Below are 26670 nucleotides of genomic sequence, written 5' to 3' on the forward strand. Positions count from 1 at the left end.
CGGCAGTCTATTTCAGCCTGCCGTTCCACCCCCGGTGTCGGGCGCCGCGGGTCGGTTCCCCGGGGCCGCGGTGGCCCGCGCGGTGGGTGCCGGCCCGGCCGCCCGGGGCCGCGGCGGGCGGCCGAGCGGCAGGAGGTACTGGAGCGGTTGGGTCAGGTCGTCCAGCCCGAGGAGCTCGTGCGCCAGGTCGTCGTGGAACCCGCCCAGCGTCGTCCCGCCGAGCCCGAGGGCGGAGGCGACGAGGAGGAGGTTCTGCGCCACGTGCCCGGTCTCCAGGAGGGCCAGGCGCAGGGCGCGCAGGCCGTAGCGGCTGCGGAGCAGGCCGAGGTCCGCGTACAGGCCGAGGAACACCGGGGCGTCGTCGATGCCGATCGCCGCCGGGTCCGTCGCGGGCCGGGACAGGTACGTCGACAGCGCCTTGAGCTCCGCGACCTCCGGAGCGGGGCCGACGTACCGCAGCGTCCTGCGTTCCGGTACGCAGTCGTACGTGCCCGGCGCCACCCCGGCCACGTCGAGGACGACCAGCCGTACCCGGGCCGTGTACAGGGCGCCCGCGCTGGGGTGGGGGCGGTGCGTCGCGGTCGGGACGGATCCGTCGGACGGGCGCCGCTCGGAGCTGCCGCCCTCGGCCAGGGAGTGCCACAGCAGCGCGCCGAGGGTGCCGGCGTCGAGCGGCCCCCCGAGGGCTCCGCGGATCGAGGCCCGGGCGGCGAGGGCGTCGCGCAGGGTCGTCGCGGGCAGCGGGTCGGCGGGCAGGGCCGTCTCCGGCCGGCCGGGGAACGCCGGCGCCGGCCGGGTGCCGGCCGCGGGTGACCTCAGCGCCGTGTCCTCGCCCCGGCCGATCTGGAACTTGCTGCGCTCCAGGTACTGCACGTCGGGCGCGGTGTGACCGGCCGGGAAGTAGCCGGCCTCCCCCGGCGCGGAGCCGGCCGTTCCCCACGGATCCAGCAGGGTGCGCGAGGCCAGCCGGCACACGGCCCGCTCCTCGTCGGGGGTCACTCCGAGCCGGTTGAAGAGCATGTGGAGCTGTGAGGCCCAGACCCATCGCGCCGCCTCCTGCGACAGCCCCTCCGAGCCGTCGGCCGGGTCGCCCCCGGCCCTCATCAGGGCGTCGGCCTCCCGCACCCGATCCGTCCACCGGACGAGCCGGGGTTGCGCGGTACCCGCCGAGAGCCGCTCCCGCAGGTCCTCCGCTCGCCGTACCAGTTCCTCGCGCTGCGCCGCGTGGACGGAGTTGACCCGGCTGTGCACGGCCGCGCCCGGCAGCAGCGGCACCTCCTCGACCCAGCGCCACCCCGCGGCGTGCCCGCGGAGCCAGCGGGCGGCGGTGAGGGGGTCCATGCCGAGCCCGTACGCGGTGGCGTGCGCGAGGTCCGCCGCACGGGTCAGCCGGTCCGCGGCGCCGCGCAGTCCCCGCAGCGCGTCCAGGGCGGCGCGTGTCGAGTCGGCGAAGACCTCCTCGGCGACCGGCAGGGCCCGCCGGCCTCCGTAACGGCCGGTCTCCGGCACGTAGGGCACGGTGCGGACCTCCCCGTGGCGGGAGGGCCACGGCCCGGGCACGGACGGCACCTCCTTCGCCGCCAGGGCCAGTTCGTCGGGCAGTCGGTCGAGGGCCGCCGTGTGCGGGCCGCGCACCCGGATCCGTACGTGGGGACCGTCCTCCCCGTACCGGATGAAGAACCACCGGTCGGCGTGCCCGGACTCCACCAGCCCGTCCAGGAGCGGGGCCGCGACCCCGAGGAGGAAGGCGTCGGTCTCCTCGGCACCGCAGTGCAGGAACAGGTGGTGGCTGTGCCAGGTGCCGGTCGTCGTCGTCACGTGGTTCCTCGGGGTGGGCGTGGGCGGGTGGGGGGCGTGGAGCCCGTGGGCGGGTGTCCCGGGTCAGGGGAAGGGGTGCGGGTGGAACGTCAGGTCCTCGTGGCGCAGCGGGCGGGCCGTGCGGCCGAGCCGGTACGGCACCTCCAGCAGCCGGGGCAGGCCCCGGGTGCGGCGGTTGACGTGCCCGAAGGTCATCGGCAGCGATCCGGGGACCACCGTCTTCACGCAGTGCAGGCCGAGGCGTTCACGCGTGCCCGGCTCGCTCTGGTCGACGGTGATGACCTCCAGGCCGGTTCCCGCGAGGCGTTCCACGGTGGCGCCGAGCAGCCGGCCGAGGTCGTGCACCGGTGCGGGCGCGCCGGGCCAGGCCTCCTCGACCGTGAGGGGCGGCGCGTCGGCCGTCAGGAACTCCCAGCGCGGCAGCGCCTCGGGGAGGGTGTTGAGGCCGACGTGGTCGTCCAGCGTCACCACCAGGTCCGGTCGGTCCAGCATCGGTCGCAATCGCCGCGGGTCCCGCGGGCCGCCCTCCTCGGCCGGGCGGTGCACCGACTCCAGGACGTTGGTGACCACTTCGGCCACCGCGGAGCGGATCGCCGCACGGGGGTCGTGGTGGGCTCCCGCCGCGAGGAACATGCGGGGTGCCGCCGGGTGGGTGCCCTCGTAGCGGCAGACGGCGAGGACGGCGGGGATGCCGAAGTCGTTGGTCGCGTCGAGCAGGACGAGCCGGTAGCCGACCCCCGCCGCCCGGTCCGCGAGGAGGGCCGTATCGAGGTCCTCGGCCGGCGCCTCGACGCGGCGCAGCGGCGTCGCCGCGTACCAGGCCATCAGGAACGCGTCCCGTTCGGCGACCTCGAACAGGCCGTAGAGCGCCGCCTCTTCGGGGCTGTTGCCCAGTCCGCAGCCGTTGGAGGACTCGTAGACCACGCGCGGGCGGCCGGGGCCCGGCACGTCCCAGTAGGCCACGTGCTCGGGCACGGCCGTCACCCGCTGCCGGGTGAGGGACCAGCCGTGCACCCAGTCCAGTTCCAGGTCCGGCGCGTACGGGACGGTACGTGCCGCCGGGTGCCCCTGGTGGGCGGGCTCCGGCAGGCCCAACCGCTCCGGATCCACGGCCCGGCCTAGACCCAGTTCGGCGAAGGACGCGCGCAGCACGGTGCGGCGGCCGGTGGGACGCATGCCGGCGTACCGCTCGACGCCCTCGAACAGGGCGATCCGCTCGCTGGTGGCGAAGTCGCCCGCGCGGCCGTATCCGGCGCCGTCGGTGAGCCGACCGTCCGTAACGAACGCGCTGGTCAGGGAGAAGGCCGAGTCCTCCGCCCGGAGCAGTCGGCGGACCGGGCCGAAACGCGTGTCGTGGAGGGCGGCGCGCAACCCGTCCGGGGTGGTGCGGGGGTTGGGGGCGCGCAGGACGTACGGGTCGGGCAGCGGGCGGGGTGCCGAGGGCATCGGTGCGACCCCGGCCGGGGAATCCGCCGGCAGGGGTCGGCACACCTCGCAGCCACCGACCGGACGGACGCGGTGGGTCGACCAGGTTCCGCGTCCCTGGTGCAGCACGTGGACCGCGGCGGTGCGGCCGTCGTCCTGCTCCGCGTCATGCTCCGCGTCGTCGAGGAGGTCCAGCGCCAGGGCGGCCAGGGAGCCGCCGAGCGCGGGTGACGGTACGCCGGCCAGCGCCATGCCGGGGCTGCGCCACGGCACCCGGCCGCCGTCCGTGGCCAACCGCTGGTACTCGGCGCAGCACAGGCAGGCCGCCGCACCCGGTCGGAGCACCGGGCCGATCACGGCCAGCGGCCCGTCCAGCCGTACGGGTACGAGCGCCACCGGGCGCCCGAGCCCGAGCCGAGCGAGCTCCTCGGCCTCACCGAGCGTCCACCCGGTCAGCAGCACCACGGCCGGTCCGAGGGCATGCTCCCGCGCGGCCGCGACGCCGTCGAACAGCGTGACGGGCAGCGGGCCGAGGAGGTCCCGGGCCGGGATGGGCGGGGTGCCGGGCAGGGTGGTCATCGGGGGATCCTCGGGGTGGTCAGGACGGTGAACCCGTGGGCGCGCAGCAGGTCGGCGAGGGCGGGGTTCCGGGCCGGGGCGGCCGGACGCTCGGGGAGGGCCGTTCCCGTCAGCCGGGCCAGCGCCTCCTGGAAGGCGTCCTCGCGGGCGGCCGTCTCCGCGAGCCAGCCTCCGGTCCATCCGGCGTCCTCCCAGTCGGCCGTACGCGCGCCGGACGCGGCCAACGGGGCGACGGCGCCGCCCGACGGGCGGGCCCGTCCGGTGGCCGGCCCGGCGGCGCAGCCGGCCACCGCGGCCAGCGCGGCGTACGCCGCCGCGTCGCCCGGGGTCGCCTCGACGGCGTCCCCGAGCGGGCGCGGCGCTCCGTCGTCGTACCGGTCGGACCCGGCCGTCCGGTGCACGACGGCCCGGTACGCCTCCTCGCCCGGGACGATCCGGCAGACCTCCAGCCGGGCGGGCACGCCGAGGCGGCCGGTCAGGGTCCGCCACCAGTGGCGGACCTGCGGGTGCTCGGACCAGTCGGGCTCCGCCACGGGCTGCTGCCCGTCGCCGCCGGCGAGGCGGCGGGATGCGGCCTCGCGCAGGGCCCGGCCCCGGGCGTGCCCGGGGGTCGCCCCGACGGTGTGCCAGACCTCCGGTGCGGCTTCGCCCAGGCGGTGTTCGGCGGTCCGGCAGAACACTTCGAGGCGGGCCAGGTCCAGTCGGGGCGCTCCCCCGACGATCCGGCCGTCCGGGGGTGGGAGTCCGGGCAGGAGGCAGGCGGCGAGCGGCACGGGGAGTTGTCGCAGCTCCCCCGGCAGGGGTTCGGGCAGCGCCCCGCACCGGCCGTCGGTGAGGACGGCCACTCGGCGCAGCGCCTCGCCCAGGGTGGTGGCGGGGGCGGCGGCGGTGCGGCGGTCGGCGTCGATGCGGTCGGGGCCGAGCCAGGTGCGGTACTCGGCCCTCAGGGGGCGGGAGTCCGCGAGGAGCACGGCGGGCAGGCCGGGCTGGAGCCCGCCGTCGTCGCCCTCGGTCGACGGGTCGGCGAGACCGGCCGCCGCGCTCAGCAGTCGGTGCGCGGCGGCTCCGCCGAGCAGCGGGGCGAGCGCGTCGGACCGCACGGGTGCGGCGCGGCCGAGCCTGGTCGCCAGGGCCGCGGCGTCGGAGCGGGCCTGGGCGGTGCTGCCGGGCGCGGTGACCCAGCCGGTGCCGCCGGAGCACCCGACGGCGAGTGCGCGGTGCGGGCCCCCGCCGAGGATCCGCAACAGGACCCGGCCCTCGGGCAGGTACGGGTCGACGGTGTACGTGACGGGCAGCCCGCCGCGCGTCAGGGCCTCGCCGGCGAACCGGGCGAGCGGCCCCTCGGGGGCTCCGGCGAGGACCTCGGCGCGGGCGGCGGCGAGCGCGGCCGCGGCCCGGTCCGGGTGGTGGGCGCTCGCGCCGAGCCACCGCGCGATCGGGCCGGGGGCGGTGGGGTGGGGGCCGTTCGGCGCGGGTGGCCGGGCGGCGGGTTCCGTCACGAGCATGTCGTGGGCGTCGAGTTGCGCGAGGAGGGTCTCCACGGCGGTGCGCAGGGCCGAGCCGGGTTCCGTCCCGTCGAGGAGGTCCTCGACGCCCCCGTCCGACAGCACGGCCTCCAGCCGGCGCCACAGCCGGGGCAGGGCGGGGCTGCCCTCCAGGGTGAGGTTGCCGCGGCGGCCCCGCAGGTGCAGACCGTCGCGCAGCGGGGTCACGGCGACCCCGGGCCGCAACCTCCGTACGGGTCGGCCGGGGAGGGACCGTACGGGAGCGACCGGCGCGGGGGCCGGCGGACCGGGAACGGCCGCGCCGGGCGGGGTGGCGGGCGCGGCGGCGCCCGGCGTCGGCGCGATCGGCGCGGGTCGGGTTCGGGGGCTCATCCGCGACGCTCCGTCGCGGCGGCGGCAGCGGCGAGTTCGGTGCGCCAGTCGCAACCGGTCAGCGCGGGCACCGCGCGCACGACCAGGTGGGCCGCCAAGTACCGCTCCACCGGGCGGACGTCGCAGATGGCGAGGAGCCGGTACAGGGCGTTGGTGCACGCCCGGTACACCAGGTAGTCGGGGCGGCTCCACATCTTCCCGTCGGGGTCGGACCGGGCGAGCAGTTGGTGGAACTCGCTGTAGCGGGTGCGGGTTTCGTGGTTCCAGCGCCGGGCCGCCGCCGCGTCGCCGGTGGCGGCGGCGCGGGCCCGGTACTCCTGCGGGACTCCGTGGAGGTCGGCGCCGTCGTCGTACCGGCCGCGGGTGATCCGCCAGGCGTCCCGCGCGTACAGCGTCCAGGACCGTTCCCAGCCCTGGGCGTCGCCGTCGGCGATCCGTCCGACGAGTGCGGTGACGGCTCCGCCCGCGCGGTCCCAGTGGCCGTCGAAGCGTTCCCGCAGGCGGCCGTCCGGGTCCTCGTGGAGGAGGTGGTCCTCCAGGTGGGAGACGTACGACCAGTGGCCGCCGGCCAGTCCCCCGGGGTGGGCGCGGGCGTGTGCGGCGAGCGCGGTCACCGCGAGCCGCAGCCGGGCGCCCGCGGTGTCGCCCAGCTCCCCCAGGTATCCGGCGCCCGCCTCCAGCGCGCCGAGGCCGGTCCGCAGCAGGTCGTCGCGCAGCACGGCACCGTCCTCGCCGAGGAGGGCGCGCACGGAGGTACGGTCGGCGGGCTCGGTGCGGACGGTGTTGTCCGGGGCGATGGGTCCGTAGGGCGGGGCGACGAGTTCGGCGCGGCCCGCCTCGGCGGCCAGCTCCAGGAGCCGGGCCTCGGTGAGGTCGCCCCGCGAGGGGTTCGCCGCCATCCAGGCGCGGATCCGGGCGGCCGCGGACTCGGCGACGGCCGCGACCTGTTCGGGCGGCCCTTGGAGGCGCAGGCGCAGGTGGGGGCCGTGCAGCCAGTGCCGTTCGACGTGTGCGGCCAGTCCCAGGGCCGTCGCGGACCGGGCGGACGGCAGGAGCGCCTCGCGCAGCAGCGGCGCCTTGACGGGGTGGTGGTAGGAGGCGACCACGTCGCGGACGCCTGTGGTGCGGGGGCGTGCTGCTCGCACGGTGCCCTCCTGCGTGGTCGGTGGGTGGGTCATCGCGGCCGCCCGGGCCGGTTGACCTCCAGGACGAGTTCGGTCGCACGCGTCGGGGCGTCCAGCCCACCGGGGGCGGGCAGTGCCTCTTCGAGGACCGCGCCGCCGTCGTGGCGGGCCAGCCATTTGGCCAGGCAGCGCAGGTGCAGGGCGTTCCCGAGATCCACGAACTGCGGTTTGGGGCGGCTCAGTCGGCTCAGGAAGTCCTCGGCCCCGCGCCCGGTGGGTGTGGTGCCGGCCGGGTGCAGGAAGAGCTGTTCGGGCAGGTCGAGCAGGGCGCGCCAGCGGGCGGCCACCTCGGCCGGGTGGGGGGCGGCGGCCAGTTCCGCGCGCAGGGCCCGCACCGAGTCGGGGGGCAGGACCCAGCGGGCCCGTCGGAGCACGACCTGCCGGTGGCGCAGCCGGGGGCTGCGGGTCACCGTGCCGCCGGGGGCGGGGAACGGCGTGCGGGGGATGAGGGGCCTGAAGTCGACGGTTCCGTGGGGGTGGTCGCTCAGGTGGGCGCCGAGGCGGTGCGGCAGGAGGACGGGGGCGAGGAAGCCGGCGTAGAGGACGTCGAGGAGTTCGCCGGTGTTCCGCAGTCGGAAGCGCACCTGGTCGGTGGTCCGGTCGTGGACGAGTTCCAGGTCGGATTCGGTGAGGGAGGCGGTGCGGCGGTCGGTGCCGATCTCGTCGGGGACCAGCAGGGGGTGGAGGTTGGCGTTGAACCCGCCCACGGGGCGGATATGCGCGGCCCTGGCGCCGGGGTCCAGGCCGTGGCCGATCTGCCGGGACACGGCGGCGCGCGCGGCGGGGTCCAGGGCGTCCAGGAAGCGGCTGCTGAAGCGGCCCCAGCCGCCGTAGACGTGGTTGACGCAGAGCAGGCCGTGGTGCGGGTCGCGTTGGAGGAAGTACGCATAGCTCAGCGGTCGTTCGCGTGTCCAGTCGGGCAGGTGCGCGCCGAGGGTCGCGAGGAGGTCCGGGGGCAGGACCAGTTCGTGGGCTCCGGCGGGTGCGGCGACCGCGGCCTGCCGGACGGCGTCGATGACGACGGAGCGCAGGGCCAGGAGTGCGGTCGCCCCGGTGGGCAGCGGGGTTCCGTCCCGCGGGTCGAGCACGGGGAGCCGTGCGGCGGTGTCCCAGGCCTCGGTGACCTCGGCGCCGAACTCCCACGGGTGGGGGCAGGTGCCGCCGGGCCCGTAGCGGGCGACGAAGCGGTCCCGGACGACGCGGCGGACGAGGTGGCCGAGGTCGAACAGTTCGGCCAGCGCGGTGACCTCTGCGAGTGCCTCGTGGTCGGGGGCGTCGAGGAACCCGTCGAGGGCGAGGGCTTCCGGGGCGACGACGTCCTCGGTGAGGACGGTGAGCGGGGCGGAGACGGGCGGGACGGGTCGCCCCGCGTCGGTCAGTTCGTCCCGCCAGCGCCGGGACAGGTCGGCGAGCAGAGCGGGGCGGTCGGTGGCGGGGGTCCCGGCGAACGAGGCGGTCAGACGGCCCAGTTCGTCGAGTCGGTCCGCGCGCGCCGCGTCCTCGGCGTGGTCCGCGCCGAACGTGCGCAGCCAGGCGGCGAGGCGCCCCAGCGGGTCGTCGTCCTGCGGCGGGACCGGGTCGGCGGGCACCAGCAGGCCGGCCTCGACGAGGCGGTCGAGGTATCCGACGGCCGCCTCGGCCCCGTTCTCCTTGCCGATGGCTTTGCCGGGCGTGGTCAGACAGGCGGCCAGCATGCCGGTGAGGTCGTCCAGGGGCACGGGTTCCTCCGCCCGGCCCGTGAGCAGGCGCAGCGGGCCGCCGTGGGTGAGCTCCGCCTCGTCCTCGCCGGCCACCAGGTAGCGTCCGCCGGCGAAGGCGGTCCGGTCACGGGAGTACGCGGCCCGTCCGCCGGTGATCCGCGCCGTGCTGGTGATGCGGTGGGGCAGTGCCGTGCGGCGGTGGGGGGCGTCGAGGAGGGCGACGGTGAGGGCGGACGTCAGGGTCCGGTTGACCTTCACCACGGAGCGCAGGGGTCCCCGGAACAGGGTCGCGGCGCCCCAGGAGGGGACGGCGGGGCCCGCGGGTTCCCCGGTGAGGGGCGCCCAGCCGACGGCGGTGAACCAGGACAGCGGGCTGGTCTTGGTGCTGGCCCGCAGGGCGTAGCGCAGCACGGCGGGTTCCTCCTTGCGCGCCCGGCGGTCGGTCGCGCCGGTGGCTGCGCGTTCCGCGGCGCGGAGCAGGTCGGCGCTGGTGGAGGCGACGGCCTTGGCGAGGGCCGGTTCGCGGCAGAGGGCGGCGAGTTGGGCGCGTTCGGCGGCCAGGGCCCGCTCGGTGGCGTCGTCGAGGCGGGTGAGGAGGTGGGCGCGGCGCGTGCGCAGGGCGGTCCAGGCGGCGAGCGCGGGCACCCGGTCGGGCAGGTCGCCGAGGCGTTCCAGCAGGGCGGGTCGGGGTTCGCGCCCGTTGTGCAGGGCGCGTCGCAGGGGCAGGACGACGTCGCGGTGGAAGTCCTCGGGGTGGTCGCCGCGGCTGTCGTGCAGGGCGTCGCAGAGCGGCCCGACGAGGTGCAGCGACTCGGCGTCGACGCGGTGGAGGTCCGCGGCGAGCGCACGGTACTCGGCGGCTGCGGGCGACTGGGCCGGATGCGCGAGGACGGTGGCCCGGACCAGCGCGTACGGCGCGGACCGGACCGGCCGACCGGCGCCGGCGTGCGGCGACCGAGGCAGACCCGTGGCGGTCGCGGTGGGCCGGTGCTGCGGCGGACCGGTGGCGGCGCCCGCGTGCGGCGACTGCGGCGGACCCGTCGCGGCGCCGGTGTCCTGGGGCTGCGGCAGACGCGTCGCGGCGCGGGTGTGCTGTGACTGCGGCATGCCGCTCCCCGTCTCGTGTGTGTGGTGGCGCGGGCCTCCCGCCGCACGCGGGGTGCGGCGGAAGGCGTCCGGCATGCCTGTGGTCGGTGGTCGGTGGTGGGTCAGCCCACGGGGACTTCGCCGGCGTCCGGGTGGGCGCAGGAGGAGGAGCCCTGGCAGGAACACGAGCCCCAGGAGGCTCCGCCTTCGGGGAGGGCGGCCGTGTCGCGCATGGACGTCACGGTGAGTTCGCCGAGGTCGAGGTCCTCGATCTCGAATTCGGGCGCGGGCCGGGCTTCGGACATGGATGTCTCCTTCGCTGAACGGTCGGTGGGGGTGGTGCGGGGTGTGGTGACGGGCAGTGGTCAGCCCGTGGACACACCGGTCTCCAGCTGCGGGTCGACGCAGCTGGACGAGGCCACGCAGGAGCAGGCGCCCCCGGCCGCGGCGCCCTCGGGCAGTGCGCCCTTGTCGCGCATGGACGTCACGACGAGGTCGCTGAGGTCGAGGTCGAGTTCCTGGAGGTCGAGATCGATGGTGCTCGCGAAATCGGGCACAGATGTCTCCCAGAAGTGGAGGCGATAGCCGAATGTGCACGGAACAGAACGCCGCACTCCGCGGCTCGGGTCGTCCGATATTCGGAGAGCGCTGTTCCAAAAAAGTATGGCAAGGCCGATCGAGCTGCTGCAAGCAATTCCGGAATGCATCGGACGTCCCGAATGGGCACGTCCGAATTGCGCTTTCGGCGGCTGGAACGCATTGGTCCACCGACGAGAACCGGCCTCTTCCGTGCAAGGCCCAGAATCGCCCCGACCGCTATAAGGACTCTGGAAAGTCCGTCGAAGTGGCGTCGACCGGACGCGGGCCGGCCCGGGGTGGAATTCGCGGTGAATTCCACCCCGGGCCGGGGCGGTAATCGAGGGTCCGGCCTTTCGTCCGGCCGGGCGCTCAGGCCCTGATGTGCGGCAGGATCCGGTCCAGGCCGCGCGGCAGCCACCAATTGGCGCGCCCCGTGAGGAACATGACCGACGGCACCATGACGAGCCGGACGACGGTCGCGTCGATGATCACGCTGACGGCCAGCCCCAGCGCGAGCATCTTGATGACGACGGTGGGCGAGGCGGCGAACGACAGGAACACCACCGTCATGATCAGTGCGGCGCTGGAGATGACCCGCCCGGTCACGGCCAGCCCGGTGCCCACGGCGTGCTGGTTGTCCTTCCGGGCGCGCCAGTCCTCGGCGATGCGCGACAGCAGGAAGATCTCGTAGTCCATGGACAGCCCGAAGGTGATGGTGAACATCATCATCGGCACGTACGACTCGATCGGCACCGGCCCCGTCAGGCCCAACAGGCCGGCTCCCCAGCCCCATTGGAAGACGGCGACGAGCACTCCGTACGAGGCGGCGGTGGTGGCGAGGTTGAGGAGGACGGCCTTGAGCGGGATGACCAGGCTCCGGAAGACGGTCATCAGCAGCAGGAACGAGGCGATGAGGACGAGGCCGATGATGAGCGGCAGGCGCTCGGTGACGGTGTCGCGGAAGTCGAGCTGACCGGCGGTGGTGCCGGTGAGGTGGGCGGTGGCTCCTGTGTCCGCCAGGGCCTGCGGGAGCGTGCGGTCGGTGAGCCGGTCGAAGAGGGCGCCGGTGGCGGCCTCCTGGGGACCGGTGGCGGGCGTGACCGTCGAGGTCAGGATCCTGCCGTCGGCGCTCGCCCGCGGCGGCGTCGCGCGCGCGACCCCGGGGGTCGCCCGGAGGGCGTCCTCCAGTTCCCGCCCGATGTCGACGGCGGCGCGCGACGCGTCGCCCAGGTCCACCACGACGAGGAGGGGACCGTTGGCGCCCGGCCCGAACCCGGGGCCCTCGGCGTCGGAGATCCAGGTGTAGGCGTCGCGCGTGCTGCTGCCGACCGGGTCCGAGCCGCTGTCGACGTGGCCGAGCCGCATGGAGAACATCGGTACGGCGCAGAGCGCGAGGAGCGCCGTACCGGCCAGGAGGAACGTCCAGGGACGGCGTGCCACGCGGGCGGCGTAGCGGTGCCAGCCGTCCCGGTCCCCGGACGTCTCGGCGACGGGACGGCGTACGTGGACGCGGTCGATGCGCCGGCCGACCAGTCCGAGCGCGGCGGGCACGAGGGTGACGGCGGCCGCGGCGGTCATCACCACGGCGATGGTCGCGGCGAGTCCGAGCTTGCCGATGAAGCCGATCCCGCAGGCGTAGAGCCCGAGGAGGGCGACGCCGACGGTCAGGGCGGCGACGAGGACGGCGTGGCCGCTGGTGGCGGCGGTCCGGCCGGCGGCCTCGACGGGATCGCGCCCCTCCATGAGGTCCTGGCGGTAGCGGGTGGTGAGGAAGAGGGCGTAGTCGATGCCGACGCCGAGGCCGAGCATGGCCGCGAGGGTGGGCGCCGCGGTGGCGAAGGCGACGGTGCCCGCGACGATGCCGACCACGCCCATGCCGACGCCGACCCCGACCAGCGCGGTCGCGATGGGCAGGAGCGCGGCGGCGACGCTGCCGAAGGCCAGGAGCAGGATGACGAGCGCCGCGGCGAGTCCGGTGAGTTCGGCGGCGACGTCGTCGGCGGGCGGCCGGACGATCTGGTCGAGGTCGCCCCCGTAGCCGACGCCGACGCCGGCCGCGCGGGCCGGTTCGGTGGCTTCGTCCAGTTCGTCGGTGTAGGCGTGACCGAGGGACTTCAGCGGCGCGTCGAAGGACACGACGCTGTAGGCGGTGCGGCCGTCCTCGCTGGTCACCGGGGCCGACGCGGCGGTGACGTGGGGCAGGGCGGCGAGGCGGGCGATCGTGTCGGAGACCGCGGCGCCGTGGTCGGCGACCGTGCCGGAGTCCACGTGGAGGACGACCTTGCCGTTCGGCGCCTCGGCGGCCGGCTCGGAGGCCTTGAGCAGGCCGGCCCCGGTGTGGGTGGCGGTGCCGGGCAGGCTCACCTGGTCGCTGTAGCCGGCGTCGACCAGGTGTCGTCCGGCGAGCGCGGCGCACATGACGAGCAGCCAGGCCGCTATCACCCACAGTGGGTGGCGGGCGCAGAACGCCCCGGTACGGGCGAGCCGGGAGGGCGGCGCCCCGTCCGGGACGGATGGTGCGGCGGGGGGTACCTCGGGCAGTACGGAAGACACGGCGACTCCAAAAAGTGGCAGTACTGCCAAGAGACACTAGGTCACAGATGACAGGACTGACAATTGACATGTCTGTCGCGATGGGTAGGGTGACTCCATGGCATCCGAGACCACCCCGCCCGGCCTGCGCGAACGCAAGAAGGAGCAGACCCGTCGCACCTTGCGTGCGTGCGCGGCCCAACTCTTCGCCGAGCGGGGGTACGCCGCGACGACGGTCACCGACATCGCGGCGGCCGCGAACGTGTCGGAGCGCACGTTCTTCCGGTACTTCGAGAACAAGGAGTCCCTGCTGCTGCCGGACAGCGCCGAGTTGTTCGCCTTCATCGAGGCCGCCCTGGCCGCGCGTCCCCGCGACGAGGACCCCCTCGACGCGGTGTGCCGCGCCTTGATGGAGGCCGCGGTGCCGTTCGCGCGGAGCACCCTGGCCGGTCTGACGCACTCGCTGGCGGGCACCGAGGGGCAGGCGCTGATCCGGTCCCGTCTGATGCAGGCCTTCATCGAGTTCGAGGACCGGCTGGCGCTCCTCGTACTGGAGCGCCTGCCGGCCGACCTGCCCGACGCCGACCTCCACGCGAACGTGATCGCCTGCTCGGCCCTCTCGGCGGCCCGTGCCGTGCTGCGCACCCAACGGGCCCGCCGCGAGGCCGGTACCGCCGGGGACGCCGCGCCGCTCCTGCCCAAGGCCTTCGACCTGCTCGCCCTCGCCCGGAACGGAACACCCGCACCGTGAAAAGCCCCCGCCGCAAGACCCTGCTCGTCACCGCCGCCGCCTGCCTGGTGGCGACCGCCGCGACCGGGACCGTGAACCTCGTGGCCCTGCAACGGGCCGAGGGGGAGGTCGTCGACGCGGCGACCTGCCGACTCGGTGCGGCCGGATCGGTCAGCGCCGACCTCGACGGCCCCCTCGCCGGACTGCGCGCCCTCACCGGCGACGTCGGGACCGTCCGTGTCCGCGCGGAGGGGGTGCGGCGGGAGGGCACCGACATGGACGTCGAAGCGGTCCTCAAGGACGTTTCGCGCGACGGCGTGGGCGGGGGGACCGCGACGGCCACCGTCCCCTACGCATCCCTGAACCGGCGTGCCGAGCGGGAGGCCGGCGACGCCGCCTCCGGCCTGGTCCTCGGCACGGACGGCAAGGACCTCACGCTCACGGGCGACGCCGGCGGCACGGGGCTGCCCGTGACGGTCCGGACGACGCTGTCCACGACCGCCGACAGCGTGACCGTCACCCCGGCCGCCGTCCGGCTGTTCGGCCGTGACATACCGGTGGACCGGCTGGCGTCCCTCCCCTTCGGATCCGGCATCGCCGACAAGCTGAAGCCCCGCACGATCGGTCTGGGGGACCTCCCGGACGGGGTCGGGCTCACCGGGGCGCGAGCCACCGGTGCCGGACTCGTCCTCTCCTTCGCCCTGACCGGCGGGGACCTGGGGACGTCGGGCACCGGCGACTGCGTCGCCCGGGAGGCCTGAGCGGGGTCAGCGTCGGGTCGTCCCCGGATTCAGCACCAGGGCACGTTGGTGTAGTTGTGCACGTAGCGGGCCGACACCCAGCCGTCGCCGTGCAACCGGTACCAGGTGTCGTTGCCCTCCACCCATTTGGCCTCGGTCCGGCAGGACAGTTTCACCTTCTGCCACGGGGCCAGGGTGCCGACGACCCGGGCCGTGGTGGTCGGGGCCGAGCGGACCTTCACCCCTGCCGAGCTGACGACCAGCCCCTCCGCGTAGGACCCCGACGCCAGGGCGGTCCCGGCGAGGAGAACGGCCGAGACGGCGGCCACCGGCGCCGCCGCGGCGATCTTCCTGAACATGCGCATCCGCGCTTCCCCATCTCCACTGCCGGCAATGCCGGACGTTCCTCGATACCGCTGGACGGCCGTGCGGAACACGGCACCGCAATGGACCTTGCGCCGCCACCGGCCGCCGGACGGTCCGGCACACCGTGCGTTCCCCCGGACGGCGCACGCCCGGAGCCGGTGATATGACTGGGGGATGGCAATGGCCCCGCCCTCGTCCCCCGACGAACGGGTCCGGTACGGCCGGGCGCGGCGCAAGCGGCTGCCCCGGTCGGAGCACGCGGCGACGCCCTCGCAGGAGAGCCGTCCGGACCCGGTGGCCGTGCTGGCGGCGCAGGGCGCGGACCGGCTGCCGGAACTGCTGCCGCTGCGGTACTCCCGGATGGCGGCCGGCTCGTTCCCCTTCCTGCGCGGCGCGGTGGCCGTGATGAGCGCCGACCTCGCGGCGGCTCCGCACACCGGGTTGGCGGTGCAGTTGTGCGGGGACGCGCACCTGCTGAACTTCGGGCTGTACGCCTCTCCCGAGCGGGCCCTGCTGTTCGACCTGAACGACTTCGACGAAACGCTGCCGGGTCCCTTCGAATGGGACGTGAAACGACTGGCGGCGAGCGTGGCCGTGGCGGCCCGGGACAACGGCCACGGCGACAAGGCCGCCCGGCGCGCGGCCGGGGCGGCCGCGGCGGCGTACCGGCGGAACATGCGCCGGCTGGCGGGGTTGGGCGAACTCGCCGTCTGGTACGAGCGGGTGGACAGCGCCGAGGTGCTGCCCCTGGTGCGTCGTCGGCACCGCGAACGGGTCGCGTCCGGACTGGAGCGGGCCCGGCGGCGGACCAGTCTCCAGGCGCTGGACAAGCTGGCGGAGGTGGTGGACGGCAGACTGCGGATCCGGTTCGAACCGCCGCTGCTGGAGCCGGTGGGCCCCCTCGACGAGGCCATGGTGGAGCAGGTGTTCCGGGAGTACCGGGCGTCGCTGCCGGAGGAGCGGCGGTTGTTGCTGGACCGCTTCCACGTGGTGGACGTGGCCCGGAAGGTGGTGGGCGTCGGCAGTGTCGGCACCCGCTGTTTCGTGGTGCTCCTGACGGGCCGCGACGACGCGGACCCGCTGTTCCTCCAGATCAAGGAGGCCGTGCCGTCGGTGCTGGAGGCCCACCTCGGGCGGTCGGCGCACCGCCACTCCGGACACCGGGTGGTGGCCGGGCAGCGGCTCCTGCAGGCGGCCGGCGACATCTTCCTCGGCTGGGCCACCGGCCCCGAGGGCCGGCACTTCTACTGGCGGCAGTTGCGGGACATGAAGGGCTCGGCCGACGTCGCCGGCATGGACCCGCTGCTGCTGGAGGGCTACGCCCGACTGTGCGGCCGCACGCTGGCCCGTGCGCACGCGCGCACCGGCGACCGGTTCGCGATCGCCGGGTACCTGGGCGCCGGTGATTCCTTCGACGAGGCGGTCACCCGCTTCGCCCTGGACTACGCGGACCTGACGGTCGCCGACCACGCCGCGCTCACCGCGGCCCTGACCGACACCGACAACCCCTCGCACACCGCGCACCCGTCGGGACACGGCCGCACCGGGACCCCGGAAACGCCCTGACCCCTCCCCCTCCCGGGGCGGGGTCAGGCGTCCGGAACGCCGTCGTCATCGCGCGTGCGTGTCCTGACGGTCGTACGGCCCGGCCCGCTGCGAAGCGCGCCCCCGGGGCGGGTTCACCGCGGCCGCCGCGCCTCCATCAGGGCCAGCACCTCGCGGGCGCCGGCGACCACTGCGGGCCCGGCGGGCGGGCCGGTGCGGCGGGTCAGGTCCAGGGCGAGCCGGACGGGGTGGTCGAGCGGCAGCGGCAACAGCGCGAGCCTGATCCCGAGCAGGGCCTTGCGGCGGCCGCGCGGGTCGCCCGGATCGCCCGCGAGGTCCCGCATGCGGGACCGCAGCAGTTCGTACTGGTCCTCGTCGAGCGCGGCGCGGATGCCGTCGAGGTGCGAGGCGACCAGGCGCAGCAGTTCCCGTTCGGGCTGCGTCGGTTCGGGCGTCGGGCGGGGCACGGTGGCGGACGTGGCCCCGCGGGTGGACGCGGCGGGTCCGGGGTTCCCCTGGTGGGTGAAGGCGGCCCACAGCGGGAGCCGGTCCAGGTCCGGCCGGTCCATTTCGCGCAGCAGTTCCTCGCCGAGGGTGCCGGGGTCGCGGCGGTCGGGGTCCAGCATCCACATCTGCGCCGCGCGCAGGGCGTCCACGGGGCTGCGGCCCTCGACGACCACGTGGTGGTGGAAGACGGCCATCATCAGGGCCGAGGCGCCGTCCTGGGTGGTCCAGCGGGAGCCGACCACGTCCCGGGCGCCGCCCGCGACGAAGGCCGTCGCCAGGGTCAGGGCCTCGTCGTGGTCCCGGTTGCTGAGGTCCGTCTCGCAGGCGCTGAGCACGACGAGCGGTCCGCTCCGCGGCTCGTCCCGCGGCTGCCGGGCGGTGCCGGCGCGTTCCAACAGCCGGGCGACCGTCAGCATGCCCCGGTCCGGTGAGGCCCCGTACCCGCCCTGTTCGGGGGGCAGTTCCTCCGTGCCGGCGGGGAAGGCGAGGTGGAGCGCGGAGACGGTGGGGCTGGTTCCGGCGGAGCCGTGGCAGGCCAGGTGGAGGACGGACAGCGGCTCGTCGAGGAAGTCCATCAGCTCGTCGGGCGTGCCCTCCGCCACGGGTAGCAGGGAGGGGTCGTAGTACTCGCCGAGCAACCGGGCGTCGGGGTAGAAGGCCGCGTTCAGGGCGGCCGCCTCCTGCTCGGCCAGGGTCAGGTCGATCCGCGGGTCGGCCAGGAGGACGGCCGCAGCGGCCGGGGGCCGCCGGTCGCGGGCGGCGGCGCGCAGGAAGTGGGATCCGGAGGCCGCGTAGCTGATCGCCATGAACTGGCAGGCGTAGTCGGCGGGCGCCGCGTCGGGCAGCCGGGCCGCGTGCCAGGGGACCACCCCCAGGTTGCCGCAGGGGACGAGGACGATGCGGGGGGTGCGGGAGTGGGGGCGCCGGTCGGCGTTCGCGGCGATCCGCTCGGTCATCCCGGCGAGCACGGGCCCCAGCGCCGCCGGGTACGACCAGTCGGACAGCACCGACAGGGCCGTCTCCCAGGCCTGTTCGGCCTCGGGGTCGCCGGGGCGGGCGGCCCGTTCGGCGGCGGCGTCCATGTAGCCGCGCAGCGGTCCGCTGCGCTCCTCCGTCAGCAGCGGAAGTCCGATGACGCAGGTTCCGCAGTCCGGGCCGACCAGCAGGGCCAGGCCGGGCGAGAGTCCGGAGCCGGACATGAGGTAGACGAGCGCGTCGGCGTCGCTCGCGATGACCCCGCTCGTCAGCTCGCTCACGGTGGGGGTCGGGATCAGCTCCTTCTCCCGGTAGCCGAGCACCTCCAGGGCCTGGCGGCGCAGGCTGCTCGGGAGCGCGCCCGGCAGTTCGTCCGGGGTGAGCGATCCCAGGGGCTCCCGCCAGGCGGCGGCGAGATCGGCCCGGCCGCGGGCCTCCAGCAGTTCCGGTACTCCCGCGGAGGTGGAGGCCGCGTGCAGCACCGTCGCCCGACCGAGTTCCAGTGCCGTGACGGCCTGTGCCAACTGGCCGTGGGAGGCCGCCCACATGGCCGCCCGCACGCCGCGCCGGGCCCCGGACCGGGCTGTGAGCAGGCCGTGTTCGGGGCCGAGTTGGAGCACCACGTCCGCGGCGAGCGCCCGGAGCGCCTCGATGGCGATCTCGGTGGCCGCGGTCGCGTCCTCGCGACGTCGGGTGCCGCGCCAGCGCTTCTGGTGGAGCCCGCTCAACTCCCACAGGGACTGCGCCGCGAGGGGGGCGCCGCGTCCCTCCTTCAGGGCGGTGCGGACCCGGGTGTGGGCGTCGACGGCACGGTCGAGGTCAGCGGGTTCGCCGCTGAGTTCGTGCCGCAGGGCCAGGTTCGACGCGTACGTCGACCATTCGGCGGGCGGCGCGTCCGGCCCGGGTTCGGACAGCACCCGGATCGGCTCGGGGTTCCCGGTCACCTTGGCCCGGACGGCCTGCTCGGCCTCGGCCATCTGTCCGGCGAGGTGCCGCAGCGGGGCGGGGAGCGACTCGGGGTGCGCGGCCAGTTCACCGAAGCCGTCGAGGGCCTCCAGTGCCTGCGGGATGTCGTCCGTCAGGAGCCCCCGCAGCAGGCGGGCGTGTCCGAGGACGACCAGGGCCGCCGGCCGGTTCGTGTCGCCCGGTGCGAGGCCCGTCTCGATCGTGGTCAGGTCCTCGATGGCCGCGTCGAGCAGCGGCACGTCCTCCCGCGCCTTGGCCGCGAGGACCACGGCGGCGTGCTGGGCGATCCGCAACGAGACGAGGCCGGGCGCCGCCCAGGCGGGGAGGTCCGGCCCGAACCGTTCCACGACGTCCGGGATGAGTGCGCGGCCGCGTTCGCCGTCCTGCTCGTTCCCGCCGATCACCGGGCCCAACTGGAGCAGTCCGCCCATGGCTCCGGCGAGCATCTGCGTCAGCGGGTCGCCGGGCGGCATCCGGTCGTACGTGGCGCGCAGGAGCCGCACCGCGTCGTCCACCTCCTGCGGGTCGCGGCTGCGCACGCCCGCCATGATGGCCATCAGCGAGGGCAGGAGGGCTTGCAGCGCCACCTCCGAGACGTCCGGGTCCAGGCCTTCCCGCCGGGTGACGGGCACGTCCGAAGAGAGGATCGGGGGGCCGGGGTCCTTCGGGCCTTCCGGGGCTCCGGGGTCCTCGGGTCGGTCCGGGGTGGCGGCGGCCTGGGGCCGGACGGGGATGGTGGTGGCCTCGGGCCGGACGGGGGTGGCGGCGGCGTCGGGCCGTACGGGGGTGGCGGCGGCCTCGGGCCGGACCGGGGTGGCTGGCTGGGGTCGGTCCGGGACGGCCTTGGCCTCGGGGCGGTCCGGGGTGCGTCCTTGCGGCGGCTCGCCCTTCAGGCCCAGCAGGTCGTACACGGCGCGGATCCGGTCGGCCATCGGGTTGCCCTCGGGCAGCAGCTTGACCACCTCCTCCACGTCGTCCGGATAGCCCTCCCGCTCCATGCGGGCCAACCTTTCGAAGGCATGCCGCATTTCGGGGTCCAGCGTCACCAGGGCCTCCGGCGAGTCCATCAGCTCCTGGAACGCCTTCAGCATGGCGTCCTTGCCGTCGGGGTTCTCCAGCGTCCACCGGCTGACCTCCGCCACGCTGGGCAGCCTGCCGTCGAACAGCGGGCCGAGGTCGAAGACCGGCAGGGCGAGCATGGCCAGCATGGCCGCGGACACCTGTTGCTCCTCTGGGGCCAACGCCACCTCGGAGCCGGGTTCGCGGACCGCCCTCAGCAACCGCTCCGCCCGTTCCTTGTCCGCCGCCCGACCGCCGGCCGAGTAGCGCCAGCCGAGGAGGCATCCGAGCAGGACGGTGAGCCTGACCCGCAGCGCCGGTTCGTGGTCCAGGAGCGGGAGGACCTGGTCCAGCTCCTCGATCGAAGGGTCGTAGTCGGTCGCCGCCGGGCGGGCGGCGCCCTCCGTGGGCAGCCGCCCCGCCGCCCTCCGTGCGGCGTCCTCGGCCCATGCCCGCAAGCCCTGGAATCCGCCGCTGTCGCCGTCGCTGTCGTCCACGCGTCCCCCTCTGCCGTGTTCCCACGCCGGCGTTCATGATGAACCGCGCCCCGGCGCCGTGTCCCCCCGTTCCCGCCGGACGACCGGCCCGCACCCCGTACACGACCGGATCCGGCCGCGCTCGCGGTCGCCGACGGGTCGCGCTCCGGGCGTTCCCCGGTCGGGGACTTCCGGCGCGGTGGGCGCCGGTGCTTCGCTGACCGGGTGACGGTACGGGGACGGAGGCCGGGTGGACGCCGGGAGCACGACCGCGTTCGCGGTCGCGGTGGTGGGGGTCGTCGGGACGCTGCTGTCGGCGCTGCTGACCCAGCGGGCGGCGGAACGGGGCCGGGAGCGGCAACAGGAACACGCCGAGGAGTCCCGGGAGCGGCGGGCGGAGGCCGTGGAGCGCCGCGCGTGCTACGTGGCGCTCAACACGGCCTCCCGGCAGTACCTGGCGGCGTTGACCGACATGTTGCACGCACTGGGCAGGGAGGACGAGCTCCAGGCGGTCCGCCGCCGGCTGACGGAGGCCCGGGACCTGCACCGGGAGGTGTACGCGGAGGCACAGATGCGACTGCCGGACCGGATGCTCGGCATCGCGGGCGGGGTCGCGCACGCGCTCGGCACCGTGTACGGCTCCCTGCGGCGGCTGGACGACGGTGTCCCGCGGCCGGGTGACGCCGCCGCGCAGGGCGACATCGACGCCTTGTGGGACCTGCTGCGGGAGATGCGGCACCGGATGCGGACCGATCTGGGCGTTTCCCGGTCGGCTGCCGGGCGTTCGTACGGCGGATCCGGCGCCGGGGGCTGACACGGGATCCGACGGTTCGTCATGATGACTGCGACAAACGGGGGTTGACGAGGGGGCGTGCGCATGAGCGGTGGTGCGCGGTGTTCGCTGCCGCGGGCCGGGCCGCCCTTCGTCCATCGGGGCCGTCGCGGCCCGGGAGAGAGGACCGCATGAGCGCGAACGGACCGGGGAAGCAACTGCTCGACCTCCTCGGCGAGCACTGGGAGAGCGTCGACGCCGCCCTGACCGAGGAGCAACGCAGGACGCTCCGCACCCGGCTGGGGGACCTCGGCGCCGCGGCCGGGACCGACGGCAGGGCGGTCCGCAGGGCCCTCCAGGGGGTGCGGCTCGCGCTGCGGCCCCTGCCGTTCGACCATCCGGTGCGGACGGCACTGGATTCGGTGCGCCTGACGGCCTCGGTGGCGGCCCCGGCGGACAGCGTGGTGGGCGCGCGGGCGCTGTTGGCGCGGCTCGCGGTGCCACAGCCCTCCCCCGTTCCCCCGCCGGACACCGCGGCGATCGTCGGCGCCGTTCACCGCAGGTTGCTGGCGGCCCCGTCGCTGGCGACCGAGGAGGTACGGGCCCGGTGCGGTGGCGCGCCGCCTCCCGAGGTGATCCGGCTGCCCGACCCCGTGCGCGGGGACCGGTACCCGGAGTTCCAGTTCGCCGGTGGGGAGGGGGGCGCGTACGGGGTGGTCCTGGAGGTGAACCGGCTGTTGCTGGCCGACGTCGATCCGTGGGGGGCCGCCGACTGGTGGCTCAGCGGCAACGTCCAACTCGGAGGCGCTCCGGCCTCGTTGCTCGGGGAACTGCCGGGCGAGCGGCTCGTCCTGGCCGCGGCGGCGCTGGTGGAGGGGTACTGATGACACGCGTCCTGCCTCCCTCCGCGTACGAGCTGCGGCCCCGGTACCACGTCCTCCCGATGGGCACCCTGCTGTGGCGGGTGCACACGGCCGTCCGTCCGGCCGAGGAGTTCAATCCCCGGCCCGCGGACCTCCACTTCGGCGGCAGCCGCTTCGACAGCACGGTCCTCGACCCCTACCCGTTCCTGTACGCGGGGGACTCCGCGACCACGGCGCTCGCCGAGACCCTCCTGCGGTCGATGCCCTTCGATCCGGAACGGGGCCTGCGGCTCGTGCCGTACGCCGCGGTCCACGGCCGGGCGCTCAGCGTGATGCGGACCCGGTGCGAGGTGAGCCTGGTCTCCCTGATCGACGAGCACGACCTGGCGGCCGTGTGCCAGGACTCCGGCCTGCTGGAGGACGAACAGGACTATCCGAAGGCCAGGCGCTGGGCCGGCGAGATCCGGGTCCAGGCCCCCGCCTCCATGGGCCTGATCTGGCAGTCCCGGCGCAACCGGCCGCGGCACGCGCTGGTGCTGTTCGGCGACCGCTTCGCCGGCTGCGACGGGAAGCCGCTCGAAACGCTGCCGGACGAAGGGATCGGGGACATGGGCTCGCGGGCCGGCGTCGAGCGGGTCAACGCCCTGCTGGAGCCGCTGCGTTCGGCGATCTCGTTCGGGGGGCGCGACTGAGATCGGCGCCACGATCGTTGCGATCCTTGTCGTCGCGTGACGCGTGGTGTCATGGTGGGTCCCATGACCCCGTTACACGTGGAACACGCTGATGTCCTCGGTGAGTTGAAAGAGGTCCGACGGGCCGGTCTCGTCCGCCTGCGCGGGCACGCGCTGCCCGCGTTGGAAGCCGCGGCGGCCTCGGTCGCCGCCCGGACGCCGGAGGGGGCCGTCGAGGCGCTGCTGCGCCGCGCCGTGGCACGGCTGGACGCGGGCACCCTGCGCACGGCCGCCGAGTACACCCTGGGCCTGGCCCAGGGCACCCGGGACTGGCCCGCGTCCTCGCGCCGCGCCCGGGCCTGTGCGGTGTACGGGGTCAGCGTCGAGCGCTTCCGCAAGGACCACGAGGTGATGGTGCTCGGCCAGATCGCCGACCGCATCGTCCAGTTGGCGGCGGAGGGAGCCGCGGGCGAGGCACCGCAGGACGCCTCGCGGGAATGGGGGGAGGGGACCCACCGGACGGTGGAGGTGCGGGCGGGCGCGGGCAGCGCCCGACTCACCGTGCACGCACACCCCATCGACCTGCTGCGCGACGTGGACGTGGTGGTCTCCCCCACGAACACCTACCTCGCGCTGCCGGAACCGTACAAGTCGTCGGTGTCGGCCTCGCTGCGTCGGGCGGCAGCCGTGCGCGGCGTCACCGGGGACGTGATGGCCGACCCCGTGCAGGAAGAGCTGCGCACCTGGGCGGCGCGCTACGGCACCGCCGGCCGGCCGGTGCTGCCCGGTACGGTGGCCCCGACCGGGGCGGGCGCGTTGGCCGACCAGGGCATCCGGCGGATCTACCACGCGGCGCTCGCCGTGCCCCGCGCCGGCACCAACGACTACGACGTGCTGCCCGCCGACGTCACCCGCGCCTCGGCCCGGGCGCTGGCGCTGCTCGCCGAGGAACACGACCGTTTCGTACCGCCGTTGCGCTCGGTGTGTTTCCCGCTGCTCGGTTCGGGACGGGGCGGGCTGCCGCCCGAGGTGAGTCTGGCCGCCGTGTGGGCCTCGGTGGAGGCGGAGCTGGCGCGCGGCGCCCGGTGGGACGTCCACTTCGTGGTGCGCGACGCCGCGGCCGCGGCGCTCGTGGAACGGATCCCGGCCGGCGCCCGCCCCGGCCGCGACCGGCCGCCGACCGGACGGTCCGGCTGACTCGGGTCACGGGTCGCCCGGACGGGACCGCGGGACGCCCCTCCCGATGGCCCGTGCGCCCCTCCCCCACGGCTGCGCCGCCCGGGTCCGGATCCGACGGGGGGGGGGAGCCGCGTCGAAGATCGAAGTTGAGTCGATGCCGCTGGGGACCGGTGGCAGCCGATCACGGCAGAAGGAACATCCGGACGCCTCCGCCCGACTCACACCAGCGGGATCCGCACCCGAACGGCCTTGTCCGGCTCCCCCGCCACCAGGGAGAGTCGACCGCCGAACTCGGCCGCCAGCAGTTGCACCATCAGCAGCCCGCGGCCGCCTTCCGAGTCGGGGTCCACCTCGGCGCGCGGAGAGGGAAGCCGCGGCAGCCCGGCCCCCTGGTCGGCGACCTCCAGGCGGAGCCACCCCCCACTCCGGGACACACCCACCCTCATGCGGCCGGTGGCCACGTGCTGCACGACGTTGCCGACGAGTTCACTGACGGCGAGCAACAGCACCTCGGCCGCCTCCCGCGACACCCGCCACTCGGCGAGGGCGGCCCGCACCCGGGCCCTGACCTGCGGGACGGTCGCCGCGACGGGGTCGGTGACCCAGTGGACGAAACCGCCGGCCGCAGCCGGGAGCAGGGGCGACCCGGAGGGTTCGCACGGCCCGCACGCGGAGGCGGGAACGGGCGGTGCGCAGCGCGCGGGCGGCGCGAGGTCCGCGGGTCTGCCGACTGGGGTGAGCATGGCGTGCTCCCGGAGGGGGAAGGCGGCGCGCCCACTGGAGCGGCTCGTGCAACCGGCCGGGAAGTCATCCGACCCATGGGCTTGTGGTCAGCGGAAACGCGTCGCTACTGTTCTGATTACACGTGTAACACGTTATGCCTCCCCCGGCGATCCGCGCAAGCATTTCGGACAAACGTCACGAAGCCTGCGCCCGTGCCGGGACCTGCCGGCCACCAAGGCCGCGCCGAATCGGAAGGGCCGCAATGACGCAATCCCCCACGGCCGGGTTCGACCTCGCCGACATGACCTGGCCGCCCCCGCCCTACCAGCCCCCCGTACGGCCCCGGGTCGGAGCCGACGGCGTACGGCTCTTCGACGGGGTCACGTACGCGACCACGCCGGGGTTCCGTCCCCGACTGCTCGACGTGCGGACACCGGCGGGCGAGGGCCCCTTCCCCGCGGTCGTCTGGATCCACGGCGGCGGCTGGCTGGACGGCGACCGCCGCTACCCGCCGCCGACCGTTCCCGCCGACCTCCTGCACGGGGCGGTCCTCGGCGCCGGCCTGGCCCTGGTGTCCATCGACTACCGGCACAGCCTCGAAGCACCGTTCCCAGCCCAACTGCACGACGTGAAGGCCGCGATCCGCTACGTCCGTGCCTTCGCGGAGGTCCTGGGGATCGATCCGGACCGGATCGGCGTCTGGGGCGAGTCCGCGGGCGGCCACCTGGCGGCCCTCGCCGGGCTCGTCGGCCCCGACAGCCCGAACGGCGCAGCACTGGAGGGCGCGCACGGCGTCGGCTCCGGGGACACCGGGGTACTGGCCGTCGTCGACTGGTACGGGGTCTCCGACCTGCCCGCCCTGGCCGACCACCCGATGCCGCCGATGCCCGGCGGGGTCGAGTTCCCCGACCCGTACGAGGCCCTGCTGGGCGGCACCGACGCCGAACGTCCGGCGCTGGCCCGCGCCGCGAGCCCGGTCACGTACGCCGACGGCGCGAACCCGCCGCCGTTCCTCCTGGTCCACGGCACGCGGGACGGGCTGGTCCCGTACAGCCAGAGCGAGGCCCTCGCGCGGGCGCTGACGGGCGTCGGGGGCGAGGTCACACTGCGGCCCGTGGACGGCGCCGACCACATCTTCCTCGGCTCGCCCGACATCGAGGGGATCGTCGCGGAGAGCGTCGCCTTCCTCGCCGGCCACCTGGGCGCCGGGGCCTGACTCCGGGGCCTCGTCCATGGCCTCGTCCATGGGACTGATCCCGGGGTCTCATCCGGGGCCCGATCCCGGGGCCTGACTCCGGGGCTCATCCCTGGGCCTCATCCCGGCCCCTTCCGCTCGCGGGCCGGCCGGAGGTGTCCTCGCTCACCGCACCCGAGGACACCTCCGGCCGGTCCCGCTCACCCCCGCACACCTCGGTACCGCCCACCCGCCAACCCCGAACACCTCGGTACCGCCGACCCCGCACATCTCGGTCCTGCCCACCCCGCACACCCCAACGGCCGCGGCCGCACCGCGGTCCGGAAAGGCAGCCATGTCCACCTCCCCCGCACCCACCGCCACGACCGCTCCCACCGGCAGACCCGGCGCCTCCGGGACGAACCGCGGCCGCGGCGCGCTCGCGTCGGGTCTGCTGTTCCTCGGAGGCGCCGCCCTCCTGGCCCTCGTCGTCCGCCCGGACGTCGCGAACCCGCCCTTCCAAGGCCTGGACGAGCGCTGGCTGCGCTGGATGGGCGGCCCCCACGAGGGGCTGTACGCCGCCGTCGCGGCCGCGCTCAACTGGTTCGGCGGCCCGCCCGGGATCGTCGTCCCGCTCGCCCTGCTCGTCCTGCTGCTGGTCCGGCGGCGTTGGGTCTCCGCCGGCTTCTTCCTCGTCACCTACCTCGGCGCCAACATGCTCGTCATCCAGGGACTCAAGCACCTGGTGGACCGGCCCCGCCCGGCGAACCCCCTGGTCCGCGTCGACCACGGCTCGTTCCCGTCCGGCCATGCCGCCTCGGCGGCGCTGCTCGTGGTGCTCGTCGGCGTGCTGCTGGTGCCGGCCGCCCGGCGGCGGGCGTGGTGGGTCGCCGGCGCGGTCTTCGCCCTGGCCATGATGTGGAGCCGCACCTGGCTGCACGCCCACTGGCTCAGCGACACCGTGGCCGGAGCGGCGGCCGGAGCGGGCGTCGGCCTGCTGGCCTGGTGGCTCTGCGAGCCCTCGCTCCGCCGGGAGCGCGTACGCGTCCACGACCGCCGGGGGGCGGCCGTGAACACGGCGGATCCCGTTCCGCAGGGCTGAGGCGACGGGCGGGATCGGAAGGGGTCCCGCCCGTCCTCCGGT

Annotated in this window: 20 protein-coding genes; 9 read left to right on the plus strand and 11 right to left on the minus strand. The window is 75.5% G+C overall.

Annotation, left to right across the window (positions count from 1 at the left end):
• Positions 1–12: 12 nt before the first annotated feature.
• The 8 genes from ACFVS6_RS03565 to ACFVS6_RS03600 form a co-directional block, all read right to left on the minus strand.
• A complete protein-coding gene (locus ACFVS6_RS03565; RefSeq protein WP_389700289.1) occupies positions 13–1818 on the minus strand; it encodes a thiopeptide-type bacteriocin biosynthesis protein in 1806 nt (601 codons plus the stop codon).
• A 63-nt stretch (positions 1819–1881) separates the two neighbouring features.
• Entirely contained in the window at positions 1882–3822 is a 1941-nt protein-coding gene (locus ACFVS6_RS03570) for a TOMM precursor leader peptide-binding protein (protein WP_389700290.1), read from the minus strand.
• A complete protein-coding gene (locus ACFVS6_RS03575; protein ID WP_389700291.1) occupies positions 3819–5699 on the minus strand; it encodes a hypothetical protein in 1881 nt (626 codons plus the stop codon). Before ACFVS6_RS03575 ends, ACFVS6_RS03570 begins: the two co-directional genes overlap by 4 nt.
• Positions 5696–6844 carry a hypothetical protein gene (locus tag ACFVS6_RS03580; RefSeq protein WP_389700292.1) on the minus strand — a complete coding sequence of 383 codons (1149 nt, stop codon included), beginning with the start codon at positions 6842–6844 and terminating at the stop codon, positions 5696–5698. The genes ACFVS6_RS03575 and ACFVS6_RS03580 overlap by 4 nt, the downstream gene beginning before the upstream one ends.
• Before the next feature lie 29 nt (positions 6845–6873).
• Positions 6874–9690, minus strand: a complete 2817-nt coding sequence (locus ACFVS6_RS03585; protein WP_389700293.1) for a lantibiotic dehydratase — start codon at positions 9688–9690, stop codon at positions 6874–6876.
• 101 nt (positions 9691–9791) lie between these two features.
• Positions 9792–9974, minus strand: a complete 183-nt coding sequence (locus tag ACFVS6_RS03590; RefSeq protein WP_389700294.1) for a thiazolylpeptide-type bacteriocin — start codon at positions 9972–9974, stop codon at positions 9792–9794.
• 60 nt (positions 9975–10034) lie between these two features.
• On the minus strand, positions 10035–10226 hold the full coding sequence (locus ACFVS6_RS03595) for a thiazolylpeptide-type bacteriocin (RefSeq protein WP_281209832.1): 192 nt from the start codon (positions 10224–10226) through the stop codon (positions 10035–10037).
• 391 nt (positions 10227–10617) lie between these two features.
• Complete coding sequence (locus ACFVS6_RS03600) at positions 10618–12801, minus strand: MMPL family transporter (protein WP_389700295.1); 2184 nt, start codon at positions 12799–12801, stop codon at positions 10618–10620.
• 97 nt (positions 12802–12898) lie between these two features.
• On the opposite strand from ACFVS6_RS03600, the gene ACFVS6_RS03605 reads away from it, so the two are divergent.
• Both ACFVS6_RS03605 and ACFVS6_RS03610 read left to right on the plus strand, forming a co-directional pair.
• Positions 12899–13531 (plus strand): TetR/AcrR family transcriptional regulator, encoded by a 633-nt coding sequence (locus ACFVS6_RS03605; protein WP_389700296.1) that lies wholly within the window; start codon positions 12899–12901, stop codon positions 13529–13531.
• Entirely contained in the window at positions 13528–14271 is a 744-nt protein-coding gene (locus tag ACFVS6_RS03610) for a DUF2993 domain-containing protein (protein WP_389700297.1), read from the plus strand. Before ACFVS6_RS03605 ends, ACFVS6_RS03610 begins: the two co-directional genes overlap by 4 nt.
• A gap of 29 nt (positions 14272–14300) precedes the next feature.
• Here the strand turns inward: ACFVS6_RS03610 and ACFVS6_RS03615 are convergent, their stop codons facing one another.
• A complete protein-coding gene (locus ACFVS6_RS03615) occupies positions 14301–14615 on the minus strand; it encodes an SH3 domain-containing protein (protein ID WP_389700298.1) in 315 nt (104 codons plus the stop codon).
• Between the two features lie 181 nt (positions 14616–14796).
• Here ACFVS6_RS03615 and ACFVS6_RS03620 point away from each other — a divergent pair, with 181 nt between their 5' ends.
• Positions 14797–16182, plus strand: a complete 1386-nt coding sequence (locus tag ACFVS6_RS03620) for a DUF2252 domain-containing protein (protein ID WP_389700484.1) — start codon at positions 14797–14799, stop codon at positions 16180–16182.
• Between the two features lie 113 nt (positions 16183–16295).
• Here the strand turns inward: ACFVS6_RS03620 and ACFVS6_RS03625 are convergent, their stop codons facing one another.
• The gene (locus ACFVS6_RS03625; protein WP_389700299.1) at positions 16296–20165 is read right to left on the minus strand and encodes a CHAT domain-containing protein; all 3870 of its coding nucleotides are present in this window, start codon (positions 20163–20165) and stop codon (positions 16296–16298) included.
• A gap of 229 nt (positions 20166–20394) precedes the next feature.
• Here ACFVS6_RS03625 and ACFVS6_RS03630 point away from each other — a divergent pair, with 229 nt between their 5' ends.
• From ACFVS6_RS03630 to ACFVS6_RS03645, 4 genes are all read left to right on the plus strand, one after another.
• Positions 20395–20958 (plus strand): hypothetical protein, encoded by a 564-nt coding sequence (locus ACFVS6_RS03630; RefSeq protein ID WP_389700300.1) that lies wholly within the window; start codon positions 20395–20397, stop codon positions 20956–20958.
• Positions 20959–21107: 149 nt separating this feature from the next.
• Positions 21108–21800: a hypothetical protein gene (locus tag ACFVS6_RS03635; RefSeq protein WP_389700301.1), complete on the plus strand. Its 693-nt coding sequence runs from the start codon at positions 21108–21110 to the stop codon at positions 21798–21800.
• On the plus strand, positions 21800–22471 hold the full coding sequence (locus tag ACFVS6_RS03640) for an RES family NAD+ phosphorylase (protein ID WP_389700302.1): 672 nt from the start codon (positions 21800–21802) through the stop codon (positions 22469–22471). The genes ACFVS6_RS03635 and ACFVS6_RS03640 overlap by 1 nt, the downstream gene beginning before the upstream one ends.
• A 63-nt stretch (positions 22472–22534) precedes the next feature.
• Entirely contained in the window at positions 22535–23647 is a 1113-nt protein-coding gene (locus ACFVS6_RS03645; RefSeq protein WP_389700303.1) for a hypothetical protein, read from the plus strand.
• Positions 23648–23847: 200 nt separating this feature from the next.
• On the opposite strand, the gene ACFVS6_RS03650 is transcribed toward ACFVS6_RS03645, so the two are convergent.
• The gene (locus ACFVS6_RS03650; protein ID WP_389700304.1) at positions 23848–24372 is read right to left on the minus strand and encodes an ATP-binding protein; all 525 of its coding nucleotides are present in this window, start codon (positions 24370–24372) and stop codon (positions 23848–23850) included.
• 242 nt (positions 24373–24614) lie between these two features.
• On the opposite strand from ACFVS6_RS03650, the gene ACFVS6_RS03655 reads away from it, so the two are divergent.
• A complete protein-coding gene (locus ACFVS6_RS03655) occupies positions 24615–25568 on the plus strand; it encodes an alpha/beta hydrolase fold domain-containing protein (RefSeq protein ID WP_389700305.1) in 954 nt (317 codons plus the stop codon).
• A 313-nt stretch (positions 25569–25881) separates the two neighbouring features.
• On the plus strand, positions 25882–26628 hold the full coding sequence (locus tag ACFVS6_RS03660; RefSeq protein ID WP_389700306.1) for a phosphatase PAP2 family protein: 747 nt from the start codon (positions 25882–25884) through the stop codon (positions 26626–26628).
• The last annotated feature ends 42 nt before the right edge of the window (positions 26629–26670 follow it).

This window comes from Streptomyces sp. NPDC057939 (assembly GCF_042887545.1).
In the GTDB taxonomy this organism is placed as follows: domain Bacteria; phylum Actinomycetota; class Actinomycetes; order Streptomycetales; family Streptomycetaceae; genus Streptomyces.